The 20,043-nt window shown below is 62.6% G+C and carries 16 protein-coding genes and 2 pseudogenes; 5 read left to right on the top strand and 13 right to left on the bottom strand.

All coding sequences use genetic code 11. The annotated features are described in order from the left end of the window. From ON753_RS22170 to ON753_RS22190, 5 genes and pseudogenes are all read right to left on the bottom strand, one after another. Nucleotides 1-1,242 carry a DUF58 domain-containing protein gene (locus ON753_RS22170; RefSeq protein ID WP_265965538.1) on the bottom strand — a complete coding sequence of 414 codons (1,242 nt, stop codon included), beginning with the start codon at nt 1,240-1,242 and terminating at the stop codon, nt 1-3. Between the two features lie 58 nt (nt 1,243-1,300). Then, nucleotides 1,301-2,250, bottom strand: a pseudogene (locus tag ON753_RS22175) (AAA family ATPase); the annotation flags it as partial. Then, nucleotides 2,240-3,562: a hypothetical protein gene (locus tag ON753_RS22180; RefSeq protein ID WP_265965540.1), complete on the bottom strand. Its 1,323-nt coding sequence runs from the start codon at nt 3,560-3,562 to the stop codon at nt 2,240-2,242. The gene ON753_RS22180 and the pseudogene ON753_RS22175, both read right to left, overlap by 11 nt. Then, the gene (locus ON753_RS22185; RefSeq protein WP_265965542.1) at nt 3,559-4,218 is read right to left on the bottom strand and encodes a DUF4129 domain-containing protein; all 660 of its coding nucleotides are present in this window, start codon (nt 4,216-4,218) and stop codon (nt 3,559-3,561) included. The genes ON753_RS22180 and ON753_RS22185 overlap by 4 nt, the downstream gene beginning before the upstream one ends. Before the next feature lie 591 nt (nt 4,219-4,809). Beyond that, complete coding sequence (locus tag ON753_RS22190) at nt 4,810-5,106, bottom strand: GIY-YIG nuclease family protein (protein WP_265965544.1); 297 nt, start codon at nt 5,104-5,106, stop codon at nt 4,810-4,812. Nucleotides 5,107-5,836: 730 nt separating this feature from the next. Here ON753_RS22190 and acnA point away from each other — a divergent pair. From acnA to ON753_RS22205, 3 genes are all read left to right on the top strand, one after another. Continuing rightward, nucleotides 5,837-8,512 carry an aconitate hydratase AcnA gene (acnA, locus tag ON753_RS22195; RefSeq protein WP_265965546.1) on the top strand — a complete coding sequence of 892 codons (2,676 nt, stop codon included), beginning with the start codon at nt 5,837-5,839 and terminating at the stop codon, nt 8,510-8,512. 198 nt (nt 8,513-8,710) lie between these two features. Then, nucleotides 8,711-8,923: a hypothetical protein gene (locus tag ON753_RS22200; RefSeq protein ID WP_265965548.1), complete on the top strand. Its 213-nt coding sequence runs from the start codon at nt 8,711-8,713 to the stop codon at nt 8,921-8,923. A 168-nt stretch (nt 8,924-9,091) separates the two neighbouring features. Continuing rightward, nucleotides 9,092-10,939, top strand: a complete 1,848-nt coding sequence (locus tag ON753_RS22205) for a DUF1963 domain-containing protein (RefSeq protein ID WP_265965550.1) — start codon at nt 9,092-9,094, stop codon at nt 10,937-10,939. 108 nt (nt 10,940-11,047) lie between these two features. Here the strand turns inward: ON753_RS22205 and queF are convergent, their stop codons facing one another. The 8 genes and pseudogenes from queF to ispG form a co-directional block, all read right to left on the bottom strand. Continuing rightward, nucleotides 11,048-11,515, bottom strand: coding sequence for a preQ(1) synthase (gene queF / locus ON753_RS22210; RefSeq protein WP_265965552.1), 468 nt, complete (start codon nt 11,513-11,515; stop codon nt 11,048-11,050). 160 nt (nt 11,516-11,675) lie between these two features. Further along, nucleotides 11,676-12,404, bottom strand: a complete 729-nt coding sequence (gene queE, locus ON753_RS22215) for a 7-carboxy-7-deazaguanine synthase QueE (RefSeq protein ID WP_265965554.1) — start codon at nt 12,402-12,404, stop codon at nt 11,676-11,678. After that, nucleotides 12,401-12,778 (bottom strand): 6-pyruvoyl trahydropterin synthase family protein, encoded by a 378-nt coding sequence (locus ON753_RS22220; protein ID WP_265965556.1) that lies wholly within the window; start codon nt 12,776-12,778, stop codon nt 12,401-12,403. Before ON753_RS22220 ends, queE begins: the two co-directional genes overlap by 4 nt. Beyond that, a complete protein-coding gene (gene queC, locus ON753_RS22225) occupies nt 12,771-13,460 on the bottom strand; it encodes a 7-cyano-7-deazaguanine synthase QueC (RefSeq protein WP_265965558.1) in 690 nt (229 codons plus the stop codon). The genes ON753_RS22220 and queC overlap by 8 nt, the downstream gene beginning before the upstream one ends. Nucleotides 13,461-13,604: 144 nt before the next feature. Then, nucleotides 13,605-14,360 (bottom strand): hypothetical protein, encoded by a 756-nt coding sequence (locus ON753_RS22230; RefSeq protein WP_265965560.1) that lies wholly within the window; start codon nt 14,358-14,360, stop codon nt 13,605-13,607. A gap of 54 nt (nt 14,361-14,414) precedes the next feature. Next, on the bottom strand, nt 14,415-15,146 hold the full coding sequence (locus ON753_RS22235; RefSeq protein ID WP_265965562.1) for a DUF429 domain-containing protein: 732 nt from the start codon (nt 15,144-15,146) through the stop codon (nt 14,415-14,417). Then, complete coding sequence (pdxY, locus tag ON753_RS22240) at nt 15,139-16,041, bottom strand: pyridoxal kinase (protein WP_377047058.1); 903 nt, start codon at nt 16,039-16,041, stop codon at nt 15,139-15,141. The genes ON753_RS22235 and pdxY overlap by 8 nt, the downstream gene beginning before the upstream one ends. Nucleotides 16,042-16,164: 123 nt before the next feature. Further along, nucleotides 16,165-17,425 (bottom strand): annotated as a pseudogene (gene ispG / locus ON753_RS22245) (flavodoxin-dependent (E)-4-hydroxy-3-methylbut-2-enyl-diphosphate synthase). A 592-nt stretch (nt 17,426-18,017) separates the two neighbouring features. Here ispG and ON753_RS22250 point away from each other — a divergent pair. Next, nucleotides 18,018-18,971, top strand: a complete 954-nt coding sequence (locus ON753_RS22250) for a 4-hydroxy-3-methylbut-2-en-1-yl diphosphate synthase (protein WP_265965564.1) — start codon at nt 18,018-18,020, stop codon at nt 18,969-18,971. Between the two features lie 112 nt (nt 18,972-19,083). Next, nucleotides 19,084-19,866 carry a 3-hydroxybutyrate dehydrogenase gene (locus ON753_RS22255; RefSeq protein WP_265965566.1) on the top strand — a complete coding sequence of 261 codons (783 nt, stop codon included), beginning with the start codon at nt 19,084-19,086 and terminating at the stop codon, nt 19,864-19,866. The last annotated feature ends 177 nt before the right edge of the window (nt 19,867-20,043 follow it).

Consider the following 20,043-nt stretch of genomic DNA (forward strand, 5'->3'; position numbering starts at 1 on the left):
CTAGATCAGCTCCCTTGCCTTGATTTCAAGATAGGCTGAAATGAGCCGCGCGGTCACCGCATTCGGTTTGGCATCGACAATCGTGACGCCCATGCGGGTGAGCCGTTCGAGGACCAGTCGCCGTTCGTTGATCGCCTGGTTGGCGGCGACCAGCGCGGCCGCGCCGTCCAGGTCGCCGGGGGCGGTTTCAACGAGGGTTTCCAGGTCGGGATCGCGGATGGTCACGAAGATCAGCAGGTGGCGCTTGGCGAGAATGCCGATATTCTCGATCAGCAGTTCGGCGGAGGTCGTGTCCACGAAATCGGTGAAGATGATGATCAGGCTGCGCTTCGGCGTCCGGGCGTTCAGTTCGGTCAGCGCCAGGGTGTGGTTGGTCTCGCGGCTGACATAGGAGAGTTCCGCCGTCCAGTTGCGCAGCCGCGCAAAGGCGTTGCGGCCGGCGGCCGGGGCGGCGAAGGTGCGCGGTCGCACGTCATAGGAATAATACCCGACCAGGTCTCCGCCGATGGCCGCCGCCCAGGCGGTGGCGAGCGCCGCCGTGACGGCATGGTCGATCTTCGGCAGGCCGCCGATCTCCTCGCGCATCAGGTAGCCGTTGTCGAGCGCGACGATGACGTGGTGATTGCGCTCGGCCCTCAATTCCTTGGCCACCAGCGAGCGGCGGCGCGCGGAGCGTTTCCAGTCGATGGTCTTGATGTCCATGCCGGGAACGAAGTCGCGCAGCTGCTGAAATTCCGAGCCTTCGCCAATGGCGCGGTTTTCCTTGACGCCGTAAAGGGTGGAGAGCACCGTCGTGGTGATCTGGCCGGACTGCACGAGCCGGATATTCGGCACCACGCGGAGCTCGGCTCCCAGAGCGAGGCGCGGCACGAACTCCAGCAGCTTGAGCTGCGACATCCACAAGAGCCACGGGTGCTCGAAGCGCCAGATGCCCCGGCGCACGGCCCGGCAACGGACCTCGGCCGTGGCGGATCCGCCGGGGCCGGGCTGAAACGGGATTTCGCCGCCGCCGGCCAGTCCGTCCGGCCAGTCGAGCTTCGCCATGAGGCGGTGCGGCGCACGGTCGATGGTCAGGCGCAAGGTGGCGGTCTCGCCGACGAAGACCTCCGGCGGCGCTTCAAAGGCCACCGCCTTCGGCCGCCCGAAAGAGAGCGCCAGGTCGATGACGGTCAGCAGGGCAAGAACCGCCCAGGGCAGCCACGCGATATCACGCAGGGCGCCGCCGGCGACGACCGCGATCACCGAGATGACAAGCGCACCCGCGCCGAGTGCGAGCAGTCGTTTGGATGGCCGGATCAGCGGGGGCCTCGATCTGGTTGAGAATGTTCTCCAGGACCTGCTCGGGACTGCGTCCCTCGATCTCTGCCGCCGGGCCCAGCACGATCCGGTGGCGCATCGCCGGGATGAACAACCGCTTGACATCGTCGGGGATCGCGAAGTCCCGCCCGTTCAGGGCCGCCATCGCCCGCGCCGCGCTAGCAAGCGCGTCGGCGGCGCGGGTGGAGGCGCCGAAAGCGATCTCCGAGCTCTGCCGCGTGGCCCGCACCAGGCGCAGAACATAGGCCAGAATGTCGTCCTTGAGGATGATGCTGTCGACCAGCTCACGGGTTTCCGCCAGGGCGGCGGCGTCCAGCACCTTGGAGAGTGCCGCCGTTTCCATGCCGGCTTCCAGCGGTTTGGCGGCATGCTGGCTGAGGATCGCCATTTCGATATCCTCCGGCGGGAAATCGATCACCAGCTTGAACAGGAACCGGTCGAGCTGCGCCTCGGGCAGAGGATAGGTGCCCTGCTGCTCGATCGGGTTCTGGGTCGCCACCACGAGAAATTCCTTGCCAAGCGCATGGTCGGTCCCGTCGATGGTGACCATCCGCTCGCTCATGGCCTGCAGGAGGGCCGCCTGGGTCTTGGGCGGCGCCCGGTTGATTTCGTCGGCCAGCAGGACCTGGGAGAAGACCGGGCCCTTGGTCAGCACGAAGGCGTTGGTGCGGAAGTCGAAGATCGACGTGCCGAGGACGTCGCCGGGCATGAGGTCAGGCGTGAACTGAATGCGGCCGAAGTCAAGCTCCAGCGCGGCGGCAAAGCTGCGGGCGAGCAGAGTCTTGGCGGTTCCGGGGGGCCTTCGAGCAGGATGTGGCCGCGCGCGAGCAGCGCGACCAGCAGCAGTTCGATGACTTCGTCCTGGCCGAGAACGGTGCGCCCGATCTCCGCCCTCAAGGCGTCCGTACGTTCGCGCAGGGCTTCAAGCGTCATTGATTATGTTCTCCAAAACCTGTTCCAATTCGTCGATAAGCTGGATGGCTGCCGCTGCCGGCAGGCGGGCGGGAAGTTGCCGGATTCTACCCAGCACCCCGCGCAGGCGCGGGGCCTCGGCCGGATGCCGGCGCTCGGTGTAGTTCAGGAAGGCCCCTTCGCCGGCATAATGGCGCGCGTGGGCGGGGCCGAAGAGCGCGGCGGCCGTTGCCGCGATGCGTGCGGCCGCATAGTCGTGGACCAGGGCGCCGTCCTGGCCGGAAAGCCGCATCAGCCGCGCTCTTGCGCGCACCGCGAGCAGCTTGCTGGCGCCCGGCGCGGCCAGATCCGGCAGGGCCGGCCCGTATCTGAGCGCCGCACGCCACAAGAACAGCGCCAGGGTCAATGCAGCGCCGAGCCAAAGCGTCAGGAAAGGCGGGCCGAAAAACCGCGCGAGATCGGCCCAGGTCCGCTCGCGGACGGGGTCGGTCTCGGGATTGCGCAGCCATGTGGAGCGGCTGTAGTCGATCACCACATTGCGGTCTTCGGCTCTCGAGCGAATGAAGTCCAGCGCGATCGTCGCGTTGTCGCCGAGGCGCAGGCCGTGATTGTTGAGAAGATCCGGATCGGAGAGCACCAGAACCCGTCCGCCGCTGCCTTTGTCAGACACGCCAAGGGAGCAATCGGCAAGCAGCATGGCATCTTCGCGTCCGATGATCGGCGTGCAGGCGTCGCTCGCGAACATCTGGGCGGCATAGATGGTGGCGCGCAGGTCTTGCCCGTCCGACGAGCGATAGGATAAGTCGGTGAAGGCGGTTTCGGCAAGGACGGGCGCGGCCGTGCGGTCTCCGGTCACTTTGCGCAAGGTCGCCTGCAGCCGCTCCTGCTCCACGTTCAGAATGGGATGGGCAAGCCCGGTCAGACGCATGCCGCTGCGCCATTTCGGCAGGACCACCAGGGTCGGCACCCGCAGCGCCTTGTCGGCGACAGTCGGGAAATTCAGATCATATTCGTCCTGCTGCAGCAGAAGCTCTTCCTTGGTCGTCGGCCGCTCGCGCTCCTCGTCCAGCGCGGTGTCATAGACCGGCAGGACCAGGAGCCCGATCGAGGTCTGGTCCATCAGCCAGCCGCCGGCAAAGTTCTGCGCGCTGACGCCTTTCGAGGTCAGCCAGACCTGCAATCCGTCGAGCCCGGCGGGCGAGCTGCGCAGCGCCTGTTGGCGCTGGGACATGACGTACCAGCCGGCGGCCAGCACGATCGCGCAGACGAGCGCGATGACGACCGTCTCCGGACGCAGCGGGCGCGGGGCCGATGTCGCTGCCGTTTCGCTCATGATGTGCCGGCCCCCAGCAATCGCCGGACGGTGGCAACGTGCGACTGGAACTGTTCCTCGCTGACGTCACGCCCGCCGAACTGCACGCGTTCGCTTGCCATGACCAGGTTGCGCAAGGTGTCGAGCTGCCCCTGCCTGTCCGGGATGTGGCGCAGGGTGTCGCGCGCGGTCCAGCTTCGCTGCATCAATATGCCGTTCGCGGCCACGATCGTCGTCAGCACCTTCTGCGTCATCAGGACGAGCGCCCGACGCCGGTCCTTCATGCGCAGGATTTCCTCGAACGTGCCGAGCTTTTCGGCCCAGGCAGGGGCGTTGGGCTGGCCCTTCAGGCGTCTGCTGCCCGGATTGACCGCGTTGTCCTTCAGCGAGACGGCCAGACCGCCGCCGAAACGCAGGAAAGCATAGGCGATCGCGGCCAGTATGCCGCCGGCAATCAGGCCTATGAGCCACTTTTCCTCGGTGCTGCCGTCCGGTTCTTCCCGGGCGGCCGGGCGTTCCGGCTCCTGCCGCGTGTCCAGGTCCGGCGCGGGCGCGGACGGATCGAAATAGGCAACTTCCGGGTCGATGCCGCGCAGACGGGTCGAGCGCAGATACTCCCGGCCGGCTTCGCCGATCTCCACAGGCGCCCGCACGGCCTCCTGCGCATGCGGCGGCATGAAAGATGCGGATAAAATCAACAAAACAAGACTTAACAAAAACCGATGCATACCGATTTATTACTGGCAAGCCCGAGGTGGTGCAATAGACAGCTGTTGCTCCTTGCAAGCGCGTCTGGAGGCACATCCTCATCCTGAAGAGCGAGGAGTATGCCGCCCACGCTTCGAGACGGGCCTTACGGCCCTCCTCAGCATGAGGGAGGGGAAGGTAAGTCTGTGGTTGTTGAGCAAGGGGCGGCGGTGAACTTCTCGGTGCCCAAGCACAAGTCCGTCCCCCGTTCTGAGTCCTCATCCTGAGGAAGCGCGAAGCGCTGTCTCGAAGGATGCGCCGCTTGCTCGGAGTATGCCGCCCATGCTTCGAGACGGGCCTTACGGCCCTCCTCAGCATGAGGGAGAGAGGAGACAAGTCTGTGGTTGTTGAGCAAGGGGCGGCGGTGAACTTCTCGGTGCCCAAGCACAAGTCCGTCCCCGTTCTGAGTCCTCATCCTGAGGAAGCGCGAAGCGCTGTCTCGAAGGATGTGCCACTTGTTCGGAAAGTGCCGCGAGCAGACCGGGACGTGGCATCGCGCCTCGCCCGGGTCCTCTGTGCGGCTATTTGGAGGCTTTCGTTCCACGTCCGGAAAGAGCGGGAAGCATTTCAAAATCCCCGCGAATAAGGGCTTCTTTCTTTTCCCGTCTCCAGCCTTTGATCTGCCGTTCGCACGCGATTGCGTCGGTTATCCGGTCGAAGTGGCAATCGAATACGAGCGTGACCGGCCTGTAGCGCGCCGTATACCCGCCAAGGATGCCTTGCTGGTGTGCGCTCACACGGGTTTCCAGATCCTTCCGGGGGATCCCCGTGTAATACCTGCCGTTTGAGCACCTGAGAATGTAGACTGTTGCCCCCATGAACGTCCTCTAGCAGGAGAAGGTCATGTTGTCATGCGGGACACATCTTCCCCGTTTCCTGCCACCCGCTCCCTCATGCTGAGGAGTGCCGTTAGGCCTGTCTCGAAGCGTGAGCGACATACTCCGAGCAAGGGCCGATCCTTCGAGACGCGAGCAAGCTCGCTCGTCAGGAAGAGGTCGTACTTGGAGACAGGCTTGCAAATCTCACCTCCGCCGCTCGGTGAACAACCACTGACTTGCCTCCCCCTCCCTCATGCTGACGAGGGCCATTAGGCCCGTCTCGAAGCATGGGCGGCATATTCGGAACAAGCGACACGACCTGCAAGACCGGTTTCGCGTTCATCGGGAGGAAGTTCGCAGGTCGTGGCCCCTCGCCCCTCCCCAATATTCGGAACTCACCAAAAGAGGGGCTTTATTTTTGTATACGCTTGTATATAAAACGCGCCAGCGGCCCCATCGGGCTTTGCGCCGGTCACATTTCGGCATCGGATGAGGCTTGCGGGAGTGAAGTCTTCCGCGCCTGACTGCTGGTGATCGCGGCCAAAGTTTTGTATAGGGGCGGCGAAGCAGTGCTGTGCTTTCCTGTCCGGCCCCCTTGCCGGTGAGAGATGCAGCGCGAAATAAGCCCAAAAGGGCATGTTCGGTTCCATCGGAACCCGCCAGAGATTTATGACCGGCAGCCAGTCAGACGCGGCACGGCTGCCACGGACCTTTAAGGAGATCGCACGTCGTGACCCAGTCCCTCGATAGTTTCAAATGCAAGAAGACGCTGACCGCCGGCGGCAAGACCTACACCTACTTCTCCATTCCCGAAGCGGAGAAAAACGGCCTGGAAGGTGTATCCAGGCTGCCGTTTTCGCTCAAGGTCGTCCTGGAAAACCTGCTGCGCTTCGAAGACGGGCGCACGGTGACGAAGGAAGATATTCTCGCCTGCGCCGAATGGCTGAAGACCCGCAAGTCCTCCCACGAGATTTCCTACCGTCCGGCGCGCGTCCTGATGCAGGATTTCACCGGCGTTCCCGCCGTTGTCGATCTTGCCGCCATGCGCGATGCGGCCGTGAAGCTCGGAGGCGACCCGAAAAAGGTCAACCCGCTGGTGCCGGTCGATCTCGTTATCGACCACTCGGTGATGGTGGACTATTTCGGCACCAGGGACTCCTTCAAGCAGAACGTCGAACTGGAATATGAGCGCAACAAGGAGCGCTACGAGTTCCTGCGCTGGGGCCAGTCCGCGTTTGACAATTTCCGCGCCGTGCCTCCCGGAACCGGCATCTGCCACCAGGTGAACCTGGAATACCTGGCCCAGACCGTCTGGTCCAAGGAAGAGGATGGCGAAACCGTCGCCTATCCGGACACGCTGGTGGGCACCGACAGCCACACGACCATGGTCAACGGCCTTGCGGTTCTGGGCTGGGGCGTCGGCGGCATCGAGGCGGAGGCGGCCATGCTCGGCCAGCCGATTTCCATGCTGATCCCGGAAGTCGTCGGCTTCAAGCTGACGGGCAAGCTGAACGAGGGCATCACCGCGACCGACCTGGTTCTGCGCGTCGTCGAAATGCTCCGCCAGAAGGGCGTTGTCGGCAAGTTCGTCGAATTCTACGGCCCCGGCCTCGACAACCTGACCCTGGAAGACGCGGCCACCATCGCCAACATGGCGCCGGAATATGGTGCGACCTGCGGCTTCTTCCCGGTCGATGCCGACACGCTGAAATACCTGGAGGCCACCGGCCGCGACAAGGGCCGCGTCGCCCTCGTCGAGGAATACGCCAAGGCCCAGGGCATGTTCCGCCTGGGAACCGAAGAGCCGGTGTTCACCGACACGCTGGAGCTCGACATCTCCACCGTCGTCCCGGCCATCTCCGGTCCGAAGCGCCCGCAGGACCGCATCAACCTTTCCGATGCCGCCACCGGCTTCGCCAAGACCATGGCGGACGAGTTCAAGATGGCAGGCGATGTGTCCAGGCGCGTTGCCGTCGACGGCAAGGATTACGATCTCGGACACGGTGACGTGGTCATCGCCGCGATCACCTCGTGCACCAACACGTCCAACCCGACGGTCCTGATCGGCGCCGGTCTTGTCGCCCGCAACGCTCTGAAGAAGGGCCTGAAGGTCAAGCCGTGGGTGAAGACCTCACTGGCGCCCGGCTCCCAGGTCGTGACCGACTATCTGGAAAAGGCCGGTGTTCAGGACGATCTCGACGCCCTCGGCTTCACGCTGGCCGGTTACGGCTGCACGACCTGTATCGGCAATTCCGGTCCTCTCGACACGGCAATTTCCAAGGCGATCAGCGACAACGACCTGGTCGCCTGCTCGGTGCTCTCCGGCAACCGCAACTTCGAAGGCCGCGTGAACCCCGATGTGCGCGCCAACTACCTGGCTTCGCCGCCGCTGGTCGTCGCCTATGCGCTGGCCGGCAACCTGAACGTCAACATCACCGAAGACCCGCTGGGTGAAGACCAGGACGGCAATCCGGTCTACCTCAAGGACATCTGGCCGACCACGGAAGAGATCACCGACCTCATCCGCTCCTCCATCAACGAGGAAATGTTCCGCGAGCGCTATTCGGACGTCTTCAAGGGCGACGAGCACTGGCAGGCGATCAAGGTGGAAGGCGGCCTGACCTACTCCTGGCCGGTCTCCTCCACCTACGTCCAGAACCCGCCCTATTTCGAAGGCATGACAATGGAGCCGAAACCGCTCCAGGACATCGAGAATGCGGCGGTCATGGGTCTGTTCCTGGACTCGATCACCACCGACCACATCTCCCCGGCCGGCAACATCAAGCTGGACAGCCCGGCAGGCAAGTACCTGTCCGAGCATCAGGTCGCCCAGAAGGACTTCAACTCCTACGGCGCGCGCCGCGGCAACCACCAGGTCATGATGCGCGGCACGTTTGCCAATATCCGCATCAAGAACCAGATGGTTCCGGGTGTCGAGGGCGGCGTGACCCAGAAGGACGGGGAGACCAAGTGGATCTACGACGCCTGCATGGAGTACAAGGAAGCCGGTGTGCCGCTGGTCGTCTTTGCGGGCAAGGAATACGGCACCGGTTCCTCCCGTGACTGGGCCGCCAAGGGCACCAACCTCCTCGGCGTGCGCGCCGTGATCGCCCAGTCCTTCGAGCGCATCCACCGCTCCAACCTGGTCGGCATGGGCGTTGTCCCGCTCACCTTCAAGGAAGGCGAAAGCTGGCAGTCCCACAACATCACCGGCAAGGAACGCGTGACCATCAAGGGCATCGCCGACATCCAGCCGCGCCAGATGATGGATGTGGAGGTCACCTACGAGGACGGCACAACGAAGACCATCGAGTGCCTGTGCCGCGTCGATACGCTGGACGAGCTGGAATACATCAAGGCCGGCGGCATCCTGCACTACGTGCTCAGGAACCTGGTGACGAGCTGATTTCGGTCAGCCGGATTTGAGTTGAATGAGCGGGCCCTTCGGGGCCCGTTTTTTGTGGATCCGGTTCCGACAATTGTCTCGAAATTCTTACCCGGTTCTTTACCGGAATATGCCAACCCTGCTTGTAAAACCTCCCTTCAGGGGCGCGCGAACCGCCCCGGTTTTCAGATGATTGAGTCAGTCGGGGACCTTGGCACCATGTTTATGCTGTTGACACTCACCGGCCTCGCCGTGTTCGGAGCTCTCGTCCTGGCCGCAATTTCCTGGCGAAATTCCATGTGGACGCAGACAAAGGTCAGGAAGCTGTCCGTGTCCGAGGAGCGCCAGCAGAAGATCCTTGCCCCGAAGGCCGATTTTTCCATGCGGAATCGCTCGAGGAGAGCGGCCTCACCGGATCAGCCGCGCGTTTGAGACGCTTCAGCGGGCACGCTCAGCTAACAGCCGAAGATTTACAGTATCCCTGCCGGGCCCGTCTTCCGTTCTCGCCAGGGTTGCTTCTTCAGGCAGTGTTCACCTGCAATTAGGAGGCCGGTGCTAGACAATGGTGGCAAGCCGTCATTGGCTTTTTCGGGGTCTGGAATGTTTGAAGCAATTTTCAGCGAAGCCGTCATCGTATTCATAGCCGGGACAACGCTTTTCCTGATCATCATGCTGCTAATGATCGGGATGCTAATAAAGCTTGTTTTCTCGATCTTTCGAGGAAAACAAAGAAGGGCGAAGCAGGCTGATGCGGCGACGATCGACATCGACCGCGTGCATCAGGTCCTGGAGGAGATTGGCAATCGGGCCAATCGGCATGGCGAGCAGTCTCGGCCAGAACCGGCCTATCATGATCCTTCACCTTCATCCGTTCTGCACGAAGCCAGCGGTTCCTTTGGGCGGCGCAACAACGCGGCGGACGCTCGCGCCGACCCGTTCGAAATCGCCGCCGGTCGGACGGAAGTTCCGGATACAGTGCAGGAAACGATTTCTGTGATCCTGCGCCGGCAGGTGCCGATCCGGGACGACGAGCCGCCACGCTCATGGCTGGGTGGCCTGCCGATGATGCCCGAGAACGTGTCCTGGCCCAAGTCGACCTCGCGCGATTATCCGGGCAGGGACCCGATGCCATTGCATTTCCTCGCCCAGATCTGCTGTGCGGATCTTCCGGAAGAAGTGTGGGGTGGCCTTGGCCCACGGGTAGGTTGGCTGCTGTTCTTCATAGATCCGAACACGTGTGAACCAACCGGAGACGAAGGCTGCAAGGTCCTGCACACACTCGAGCCTGGTGTGGAGAGGCAGCCGCCCGCCGAAATCGGGCCTGTGCATGACGGCGTTTATGCAGGGCCGAGCTATGACTATGTCGAAGATGTTGGTGAAGTTCCGAAATCTTGGCGCCGTTGGCCGGTCGAACTTGTGACCGTTGCCAATAAGGTTAATGACGTCGATGGCTTGCTTACAGTTGCGCCAGCGAACTTTGCATCAGAGCTCTACCGCGGCCAGGAAGTGTCCGACGATCGTTTTCAGCCGGTCAATCCTTTTACCTCGACCATGGCTATTGCTGCACTCAGCCATATCGCACGTCGCTTAAAGCGGCAGACGATAGGCCCGGAGTTGCCGGACAGTGTCTTGCAAGGCCTGAACGATCCGGATGCATTTATCTCGCTTATTCCAGACCTCAGGGCGCTGAAGCAGCGGGCTGAAGATCGGCGCAGGGAAGCAGAGGCAATTGAAGATACTCAAAGCGATGAAGCCCAAAAAATATCGCACCGTCTCAGCAAGACAGAGAAATACCTTGACTCCCAAACTCGCCTCTCAGCTCTGCTGGGGCGCTATCCCTCAGGTGCTGCGCTAGAAGACTATCGACGTGACATAATTCATGCCAATGCACGATGGCGGGCCGAAGCTCTTCAAAAACTGCAGGATATGCTTGATGGATATCTTGCGCAGGACCCGGATACTCAGCTGCCCGTAGGCGAATGGGACCGTGTGGAAGCTTGGCTGAAACGGACGCGAACCAGCTATTTCGACTTCACTTTCCGGGGAGAGGCGAAGGATATTTCCAGGCGTTTCGCAGGCCATGAGCGCGAAGTTTCATTGTTGTCGCTATACGACGCGAAAGCGATTGGACTGCATGAATTTGTGTCGGATTATTATGTCGACCCGCATCGCCGATCTCTCATTCCGGCGGCAGTTCTGGCGCAATTCGAACCCTGGTGGCGGCAACTCTATGACAATCGGCCCCACCGCGTGGGAGGAGAGTTCGATGCCCTCCAGTCCACGCCGCGCATAGGGCCTACGGGTAGTCTGACGCTGCTCCATCTGGCATCCGACAATGCCATGAATTGGGCATGGGGCGATTCCGGGATCGTCTATTTTGAATTAACCACGAAAAACCTCGCTGAAGGACGGTTTGATAAGGCTATTGCGATTCTGGAATGTCACTGACGAAGCTTTGACATTGCATGGCTCTCGTTTGTGGCTTGTCCACTCTCGGGAATTGCGTGAGGCCGACGCAGGGTTCGAACGCCAGCTTTGCCGGGCCGGCACCAGCCCTCACCCGCGCCCTCTGTACGGCGCCACACCCTGGTCCGGGATCCAGACGCCCTCAGGGGCCGGGCCGGTCTGGTAGAAGACGTCGATCGGGATGCCGCCGCGCGGGTACCAGTAGCCGCCGATGCGCAGCCACTCCGGGTCGAGCAGGTCGACCAGGCGTTTCGCGATGGAGACCGTGCAGTCCTCGTGGAACGCGCCGTGGTTGCGGAAGGCGCCGAGGAAGAGTTTCAGCGATTTGCTTTCCACCAGGAAATCCTTCGGCACGTAGTCGATCACCAGATGGGCGAAGTCCGGCTGGCCGGTGATCGGGCAGAGCGAGGTGAATTCCGGGGCGACGAAGCGGACCATGTATTTTGTCCCCGCCTGCGGGTTCGGCACCTTTTCCAGGACGGCTTTTTCCGGATCGTCCGGCAGCTCGGTCGATGCGCCGAGCTGGGTCAGGTTTTCGTAAATGCTCTTGTCGGTCATGAGGTTTTCCTCAAACAGACCTCATCCTGAGGAGGACCGTCAGGTCCGTCTCGAAGGATGGGCCGCTTGCTCTTTCGTGTGCCGCCATCCTTCGAGACGCGAGCAGGCTCGCTCCTCAGGATGAGGCTGTTGAGTGTTGCGAGGCTCGGCCAGATACCTGCTAAACGCCTCTCAGATTGCCCCAGATCAGCGTGTGCAGCTGGGGCAGGACCGTGGCGGTGTACCAGCGGTCGGAGCTGACCTTGTCCACCAGCCAGCGCATGCGGTCCATGATGCCGGCCATGTCGATGGCGCCGTTGGCGTCCTCGGGCGCGGGCGGCGTGTGGTTGCCGGGCTGGAGATAGAGCATCAGGTCCGGATAGCGGGCGGCAGCGTCGCGGGCGAAGGCGTAGTCGGCCTCATCGAAGATCACCACCTTCAGCACCACCTGCGTGCCCGGGCCGGCCGCCTCGACACATTCGGCGAGTTTCTGCCAGTCGATTGCCATGCCGCTGGAGGGCGGCTTCGGGCTGAGCGTCAGGACGTCGAGCGTGGAAAACCAGTCCCTGGCGATGCTGCCCTGGGTTTCCAGCGCGAAGCGGTAGCCTTCCGCGTGGCCTAGGTCGATCAGGTCGCCAAGCGGCTGGATCGCCGGATTGCCGCCGGACAGGGAAACCGTCAGAGGTTGGCCGCCGGAGAGGATTTCCACCTGCATCATGACCGCTTCCGGCGTCATCGGGCACCATTGGTCCCGGTAGGCGCTGTCGACAGCATGCAGCGTGTCGCACCACTTGCAGCGGTAATCGCAGCCGCCGGTGCGCACGAACACGGTCGGCTGGCCGATCAGGGCGCCTTCGCCCTGGATGGTGGGGCCGAAAATCTCGCTGACCCGGATCAGGTCGCCGCTCATGCCGCCTTCACTCCGGGATGTGGCCGGTATTCGGCGCAGGTTTTCGGGGTTTCCTTGACGCGCACGGCCGAGGTTTCCGGCCAGCGCTGCCTGCACCAGTCAAAAAAGAACCGTGCAAGGGTCTCGGCGGTCACGCAGTCGTCGCCCAGGACGTCGTTCAGGTGACGGTGGTCCAGCGTCTCGTCGAGATAGCGCTTGAATTCGCCCAGTTCACGGTAGTCGCGCACGAAGCCGATCGAATTCAGCACATCCGACATCAGCTCCACCTCGACTACGTAATTGTGGCCGTGCAGGCGGGCGCAGGGGTGATCCTCGCCAAGTCCCAGGATCCGATGGCTGGCGGAGAAGTGAAATTCCTTGGTGATCCTAAACATGGCAGGCCGCCTTCCAGAACTCCGGGTCCGCGTATTCGGTCGGGTCGCTGCCGCCGGCCAGGTGAAAGGCCTCGCGCCGTTCCACGCAGGTGCCGCAGCGCCCGCAATGGACTTCGCCGCCCTTGTAGCAGGACCAGGTCCTGCGATAGTCGACACCGAGGCCCAGACCCTCCGCCGCGATATCCGCCTTGGACGTGCGGACATAGGGCGTGAAGAGGCTGATCTCGCCCAGGCCTTCCAGCGCATGGCGCTGCATGGTCTCGAAGCTTTCGGTAAAGGCCGGGCGGCAGTCCGGATAGATGAAGTGGTCGCCGCCATGAACGGCCGTCGCAACGGCCTGTGCGCCGCGCGCTGCGGCAATGCCGTAGGCGATGGTCAGCATGATCGCGTTGCGGTTCGGCACAACGGTGATCTTCATGGTGTCTTCGGCATAGTGCCCGTCCGGCACGTCCACGTCATCGGTCAGCGCCGAGCCGGTCAGCTGGCGGCCGATATTGGAAATGTCGATCAGGATATGTTCGGTGTTGAGCTCATCGGCGCACGCTTTCGCAAAGTCCAGCTCCTTCTTGTGGCGCTGCCCATAGTCGAAAGAAACGAGGCCGATCAGTTCATGCTCGCGCGCAACCTTGTGCGCAAGCGTGACGGAATCCATTCCGCCGGAACAGATGACGAGTGTTTTCAACGATTTGGTCCCTTGTTTTCGCTGGCACCGGGTAGGCTGCGACCGGTGGTCCCCTTATCGGGAACGCGGGCCTTTTAGCAGAAATTGGAAAAAAGGGAAGGGAAGCCCGGATTTTCCGGTTCATTTACGCCCAGATCGCCTTCGTCAGAGCTGGAAATGAATATGATCGTCGTGGCGCGCGGCCCGGCAGCCCTGGAAGCGTATTTTAGATCCCGTTGTCCCGAGACGGGATTTCAGGTGTGGTTCCAGAAATATCTTTCCGACACGCGCGTTTGATGCCAGCCAATTCAAGACAAACCGTGATCTTGCGGGTTCGAGCTTCAGATCACGCCACCAGGGCTGCAACAGTTCGAAGTCCCATCGCAATGTTAGGATGTTTTGTGGGCAGTCCGTCGGCCCTTGCTCGAATGCGAAGTAACCGATGGGCGATCGCGTCGCGCCCGGGAGGTAACCGGAGCCGTCCATATAGTACAGCGCCAAGTCCGCCTTGTCGCCGTCGTCATGGGACAAGTGCGGAAGCAAAGGGAAACCATCGAGGAAGGGAAAGCTTCCATCGAGGACGAGCGTTTGGGTTTCGGGGAACGCCTCACTCGTTTCTGCCGCTAGGTCATCCAGGACCGCTTTAAGCTCCCGAGAGACGTAATTTCGGTTAAGGCCGCAATAGAGCCACGACTGAACCTTCAAAGTTTCATCGGCAAAACAAGACAGGGCGACTCTGCCGCTTATGGATGGTGCCAGCCAAATTGCCGAAACACTCAGGCAAATGTAAACGGCGAAAAATGTAAGGGTGCGCCACCTGGAGAACAACGCGACCATCCAAGCCAGCCCACCGATTTGCGTCAACAGCGTGAGAAAGACGATCAAAGATCCATGCAGCACAATTTTCACGAAACGGTTCAACGACCAATCCCCCGATTTCCCTTAAAGCAACCCGGCCGTCGTCCTACGGTCGAGCTAAGCCCAGATCGCCATCCGTAAGCCCCTGCCGTCCCGGCGGAAATCCTTCGGGAACGGTTCGGCTCGTCCCAGGTGGATCCGCTCGGCAATCACGCTGTTTGCCGCAGCATCCAGGAGATCGTCCCGCCCGCAGCCGCGCGGTGGTGCCTGATCCAGGAAGTTCTTTGGAAGGCCAAGGGAGACGAGAAGATCCCGGCGCTGATCCAGGCCTTCCGCGTTGGCGCGGCTTTTGATCTTTTTCGGCAGGCTCATCTCCTTCTCGCCGTTGAGGCGCCAGAAGGCGAGTTCCGGATGGACTTCGAAGACGCGGGCTTCCAGTTCCGGCGTCATCAGCGCGTCTATTTCCCGGATTTTCGGGAAGAGGTGGAAGCACTGTTTGGAGACCTTCTTCGGCGGCTCCGACGTCTTCAGCGCCGTTTCGCAGGCGGCAAGGTAGTCGTCCTCGTAAACCGCTGCCCGGGAGGGCACGGTGAAGACGGAGGACTGCCGCATGCCCAGATGCCTGCGGGCGGCTTTTTCCGGGCCGCGGCCGCCGGCAAGGATCCGGTCTGGCAGGCCGATCGGCATATCGACGGCGATGACGGCCGCGGTGGATTTCACAAGGGCGGCGAAGGCCGGGAAGATTTCGAGCCGCAGGTCCTGCGGCCTGTTGAGATTTCGCAGGACGGCGACCCAGCCCGCCTTGCAGCCATCGACGCCGGCAACCCGGATGTCGGGCCCGTCAGGCACGGGCCTTTGCTTCCAGAACGCGCCGGGAGGTCACCAGCGCCATGGCCCGGACCACCGATTGCTGCTCCTCCGCAAACAGCAGCTCGTCCGCGCCTTTCTTGACACTCCTGGCCACCAGTTCGAAAACCGAGGCGGACGCCCGTTTCAGGGCTTCCTCGTCGTCGAGCCCGGCGAGCAGATTGGCCAGGAACAGCCCCGCGATCAGGTCGCCCGTGCCTTTCGGCGGATCGGTGATGACGGCGTGTTCGGCGGCAACGGCGCCGCGCGGCCCGGCAAGGAGATTGGCGATCGCATTGCGGCGCAGGGCGGGGGACGAGGTCACCAGAACCCGCTCGTTGCCGAGGAAGCGCGCGGCCGACAGGGCCTGCGTTTCGGTTTCGATGGTGCTGCCCGTCAGCCAGCCGAGCTCGAAGCAGTTGGGCGTCACGATATCGGCAAGCGGCACGAGCTGGTCGCGGATCGCCTCTGCCGTTTCTTCGGGCACATAGAGCCCGCCGTGACCGCCACTCGGATAATCGCCGATGATCGGATCGCACAGGTAAAGGGCCTGCGGATTGGCCTTCTTGACCGCCTTGACGATGCCCGCGATGGCGCCGGCCTGTTTGGTGCTGCCGAGATAGCCGGAGACGACCGCGCCGATCCGGTTCAGGTGGGGCGTCCCCGCCAGTTCCTCCGCAATCGCCGCGAAGCTTTCCGATGGCGGCACGATGCGCGTGCCCATGCCGTGGCCCGGATGCCAGGGCAGCAGGATGGTCGGCAGGAACCAGACCTCATGGCCAAGCCGTTCCAGGGCAAAGGTCAGTCCGCGCCCGCTGATGCCACCCTTCACCACCTGGGACGTGATCACCAGGATCGGATTCTTGTGTGGCGCGGGCGCCCCCGGCGGCTGCATCATGTGACTAAATCCTTGTTGGATCAGATCAACCTGCATTCAGGTGGATCGACGTGAATGCAGAAAAGTTGATCGCCTTTAAAGTGCTAGAGCAACTTGTCTTCGTCCGACCGGACGAAGGTTGCTCTAGGCGGCATCGGAAGAGGATTTTGCGCCTGTGCCGTAACGCTTTTCAATATAGTTCAGAACCATCCGCTTGAATTCGTCGGCAATGCCCGGCCCACGCAGCGTCGCGACCTTTTCGCCGTCGACGAACACCGGCGCGGACGGGGTTTCGCCCGTGCCGGGCAGGGAAATGCCGATATCGGCATGCTTGGATCTCGCCCGGCCCGTTGACGATGCAGCCCATCACCGCGACGTTGAGGTTCTCGACGCCCGGATACTGTTCCCGCCATTTGGGCATGGACTCGCGGATATGGTCCTGGATATCGCCGGCCAGCTCCTGGAAAACGGTCGAGGTGGTCCGGCCGCAGCCCGGGCAGGCGGCAACGATGGGAATGAAGGCGCGGAAGCCCATCACCTGCAGGAGTTCCTGCGCCACCTGCACCTCCCGCGTGCGGTCGCCGCCCGGCTCCGGCGTCAGCGAGACGCGGATGGTGTCGCCGATGCCCTGCTGCAGCAGGATGCCCATGGATGCGGCTGAGGAGACGATCCCCTTGGTGCCCATGCCGGCTTCCGTCAGGCCCAGATGCAGCGCGTAGTCGCAGCGGCGGGCGAGGTCGGCATAGACGGCGATCAGGTCCTGAACCTGGCTGACCTTGGCCGACAGGATGATCTTGTCCCGTCCCATGCCGAGGGCTTCGGCGCGCTCGGCCGACAGGAGGCCCGACTGGATGATCGCTTCGCGCATCACGGCGGCGGCGGAGACCGGATTGGCGCTTGCCGCGTTCTCGTCCATCAGTTTCGTCAGCAGTTCCTGGTCGAGCGAGCCCCAGTTGACGCCGATGCGGACCGGCTTGTCGTGCTTCAGCGCGATGTCGATGATCTGCGAGAACTGTGTGTCGCGCTTGGCCTTGAAGCCGACATTGCCCGGGTTGATGCGGTATTTGTCGAGGGCGGCCGCGCAGTCGGGATAGTCGCTCAAGAGCTTGTGGCCGATATAGTGGAAGTCACCGACCAGCGGCACGGTGACGCCGATACGGTCCAGCCGTTCCCGGATCCGGGGCACCTCGGCGGCCGCCTCCGGACGGTCCACGGTGATGCGCACGATTTCGGAACCCGCGCGGGCCAGCGCGGCGACCTGCGCAACGGTTGCGTCGGCGTCGGCGGTGTCCGTGTTGGTCATGGATTGCACGACGACCGGGGCGTCGCCGCCGACCAGCACATTGCCGACCCTCACGCCGACGGATTTGCGGCGGGGCAGGGCTTTTGCAAAATCATCAATCATCACAGGAACCAGCAGGTCTTTGAGCGTATGACCCCCATATGAGGGATCTTGGGCCGACTTTCCAGCGCATGATTAGGGGTTGCGGGCGAAAAGGGCAATGGGGCGGGCGTGGCCGGACACATTCGGCGGTCAAATTGCGGACCTCTTTCACATGGTCGACGTCTCCTGCCACGGCATGACCGCCTCCTGCGAGGAAACTCATGCCCGACGTGTCAATTATGGCTCCGCTGACTACCTTCGCCCGAGGTGATATGCTGGTACGCAGCGTGCCGCACCTGCCCGTTATCCTGGACAAGTGCAGCGTCAGCTGCGCGCAGATCCGGAATCCAGACATATTTCGCGTCGCAGGCGCGGCTTTCTCATCTGGCTTAAGGAAACGAGGCCTTTAAGAGGCGAACTTGTTCTCATGCAGGTTTGCCGGGCTATGATTGGAAGAAGTGCTCGCGGCCGCTCGCCCTGATATCTGGATCCCTGTGTGTTTCGGTTGTGGCAGGATGGCTGCGGGCAGGGGCGGCAGTCGGTCGGTACATCGTCTCGCGGAGGTATCGCCGCAGCCCCGGGCTCGCAGAGCAGAGTTGATGGGCAAGAGGGGATGCTGGCATCGTACCGTCAAATCGGTATCCTGCCGGACGCGGGATCGAAACCCCTGGAGCAGCACATGTTCATCACCGTTCTGGAACGCTCGCTGTCGCTTGCGCAGCACAATATCGGCACGCTGCTGCGGACCGGCTGGGCCTATATCCTGGTGCTCATTGCGCTGAATTTCGCGATCGGCGCGGCGATGATGCCGGAAAGCGGCTTCACGACGGTGTCCTACATGACCGAGCCCGTCGCGGCCGTTGATGAAGGGGCACTGCGGGGGCTGGCGATCATCGCCAATCTGCTGGTCGGCTTTTCGATCGCCATCGCCTATGTGCGGAGGATCCTGATCGATGCCCGCGACTTTCCGCTGACTTTCGAAACCCGCACTCTCAGGGTGATCCTCAACCAGGTGATCCTCGCCCTGATCGGTGCCCTGTCCCTGGTGCCGCTGGCGATCGTGGCGCTGATCGTTGCGGCCATGACGGCGGGTGTCGGCCTGCTGCTTTTCGTCCTGGCCCCGTTCATCGCGCTGATGGTGGTCCAGCGCTTCTCGGTCATTCTGCCCGCGGCCGCGGTCGACGATCCGCTGGGTTTGAAGGAAAGCTGGCGGGCGACGTCCGGTCTCGGCTGGGCCATGGCCTTCTCTGCGCTGGTGATGAGCCTGCTTGCGGGATTTCTCGTGTTGGTCTGGGTGGTCACGCTGAACATCAGCGACCGCCTGCTGCCGGCAAACGATCTCTGGCAGCAGATCCACTCGGCGGTCCTGCCGATGGGGACCATGCTGATCCTGACCTGGATTTTCGCCAGCCTGCACGCGACCTTCTACGGCCTCATCCGGGAACGTTTCGCGCGGCAACTGGGTTTGCGCTCTTCTGACTATGCGAAGGCCGACGAACGGCGGACGGCCGCAAGGGCGCGTGCCCTCAAGGCGCTGCACGGGGCGCAGCGCCTGAACCGCCGCTGATCGCTCCCGTGCAGCGGAACCTGTCCTGGATTTAATCAATCCGATGTTGCGGTGCGGCGAGAACTGGTGAAATGATGGGCCGGAATTTGGTTCAGTCATCGGGAGATCGTTCATGCTTGCCAACAAGACCGCCGTCATCACCGGGTCCACCTCCGGGATCGGGCTCGGCTGCGCCCGTGCCTTTGCGGAAAAAGGCGCCAACGTCGTCATCAACGGCCTGGGCGATGCGGACGAGATCGAAAAGACCCGGGTGGCCATCGAGGCGGATTTCGGCGTCCGCTGCATCTATTCGCCCGCCAACATGCTGAACGGCGAGGAGATCGCCGGCATGATCGCCGATGCCGAAAAGGAATTCGGCGCCGTCGACATCCTGGTCAACAATGCCGGCATCCAGTTCGTCTCTCCGGTCGACGAGTTTCCGATCGACAAGTGGGATGCCATCATCGCGATCAACCTCACCTCCGCCTTCCATGCCATCCGGGCCGTGCTGCCGGGCATGAAAAAACGGGGCTGGGGCCGGATCGTCAACACCGCCTCGGCGCACGCGCTGGTCGCCTCACCCTACAAATCCGCCTACGTGGCGGCCAAGCACGGCATTGCGGGCCTCACCAAGACGGTGGCGCTGGAGGTGGCTCAACAGGGCATCACCGTCAACGCGATCTGCCCGGGCTATGTCTGGACGCCGCTGGTGGAAGCGCAGATCCCCGACACGATGAAGGCGCGCAACATGACCGAGGAGCAGGTCAAGAACGACGTCATGCTGGCCGCGCAGCCGACCAAGAAATTCGTCACCATCGAACAGGTCGCCGGATATGCCGTGTTCCTGTGCTCCGACACGGCGGCCTCGATCACCGGATCGATCCTGCCCATCGACGGCGGCTGGACCGCGCACTAGGGTACGGACCCACAAATGAGGACGAAATGGCATGAGAAATGGCTTCACCCCGCTTCGTCAGCGCGCTTGACCGGGCACACGGCCCGCTCTGCGCACCCTTTCTAACGGCGTTTCGCCATTTCTCATGCCATTTCGTCCTCATTTGTGGGTCCGCACCCTGGTCTTTCTGCGGCCTTC

It is taken from the genome of Roseibium salinum (assembly GCF_026240905.1).
Lineage (GTDB): Bacteria > Pseudomonadota > Alphaproteobacteria > Rhizobiales > Stappiaceae > Roseibium > Roseibium salinum.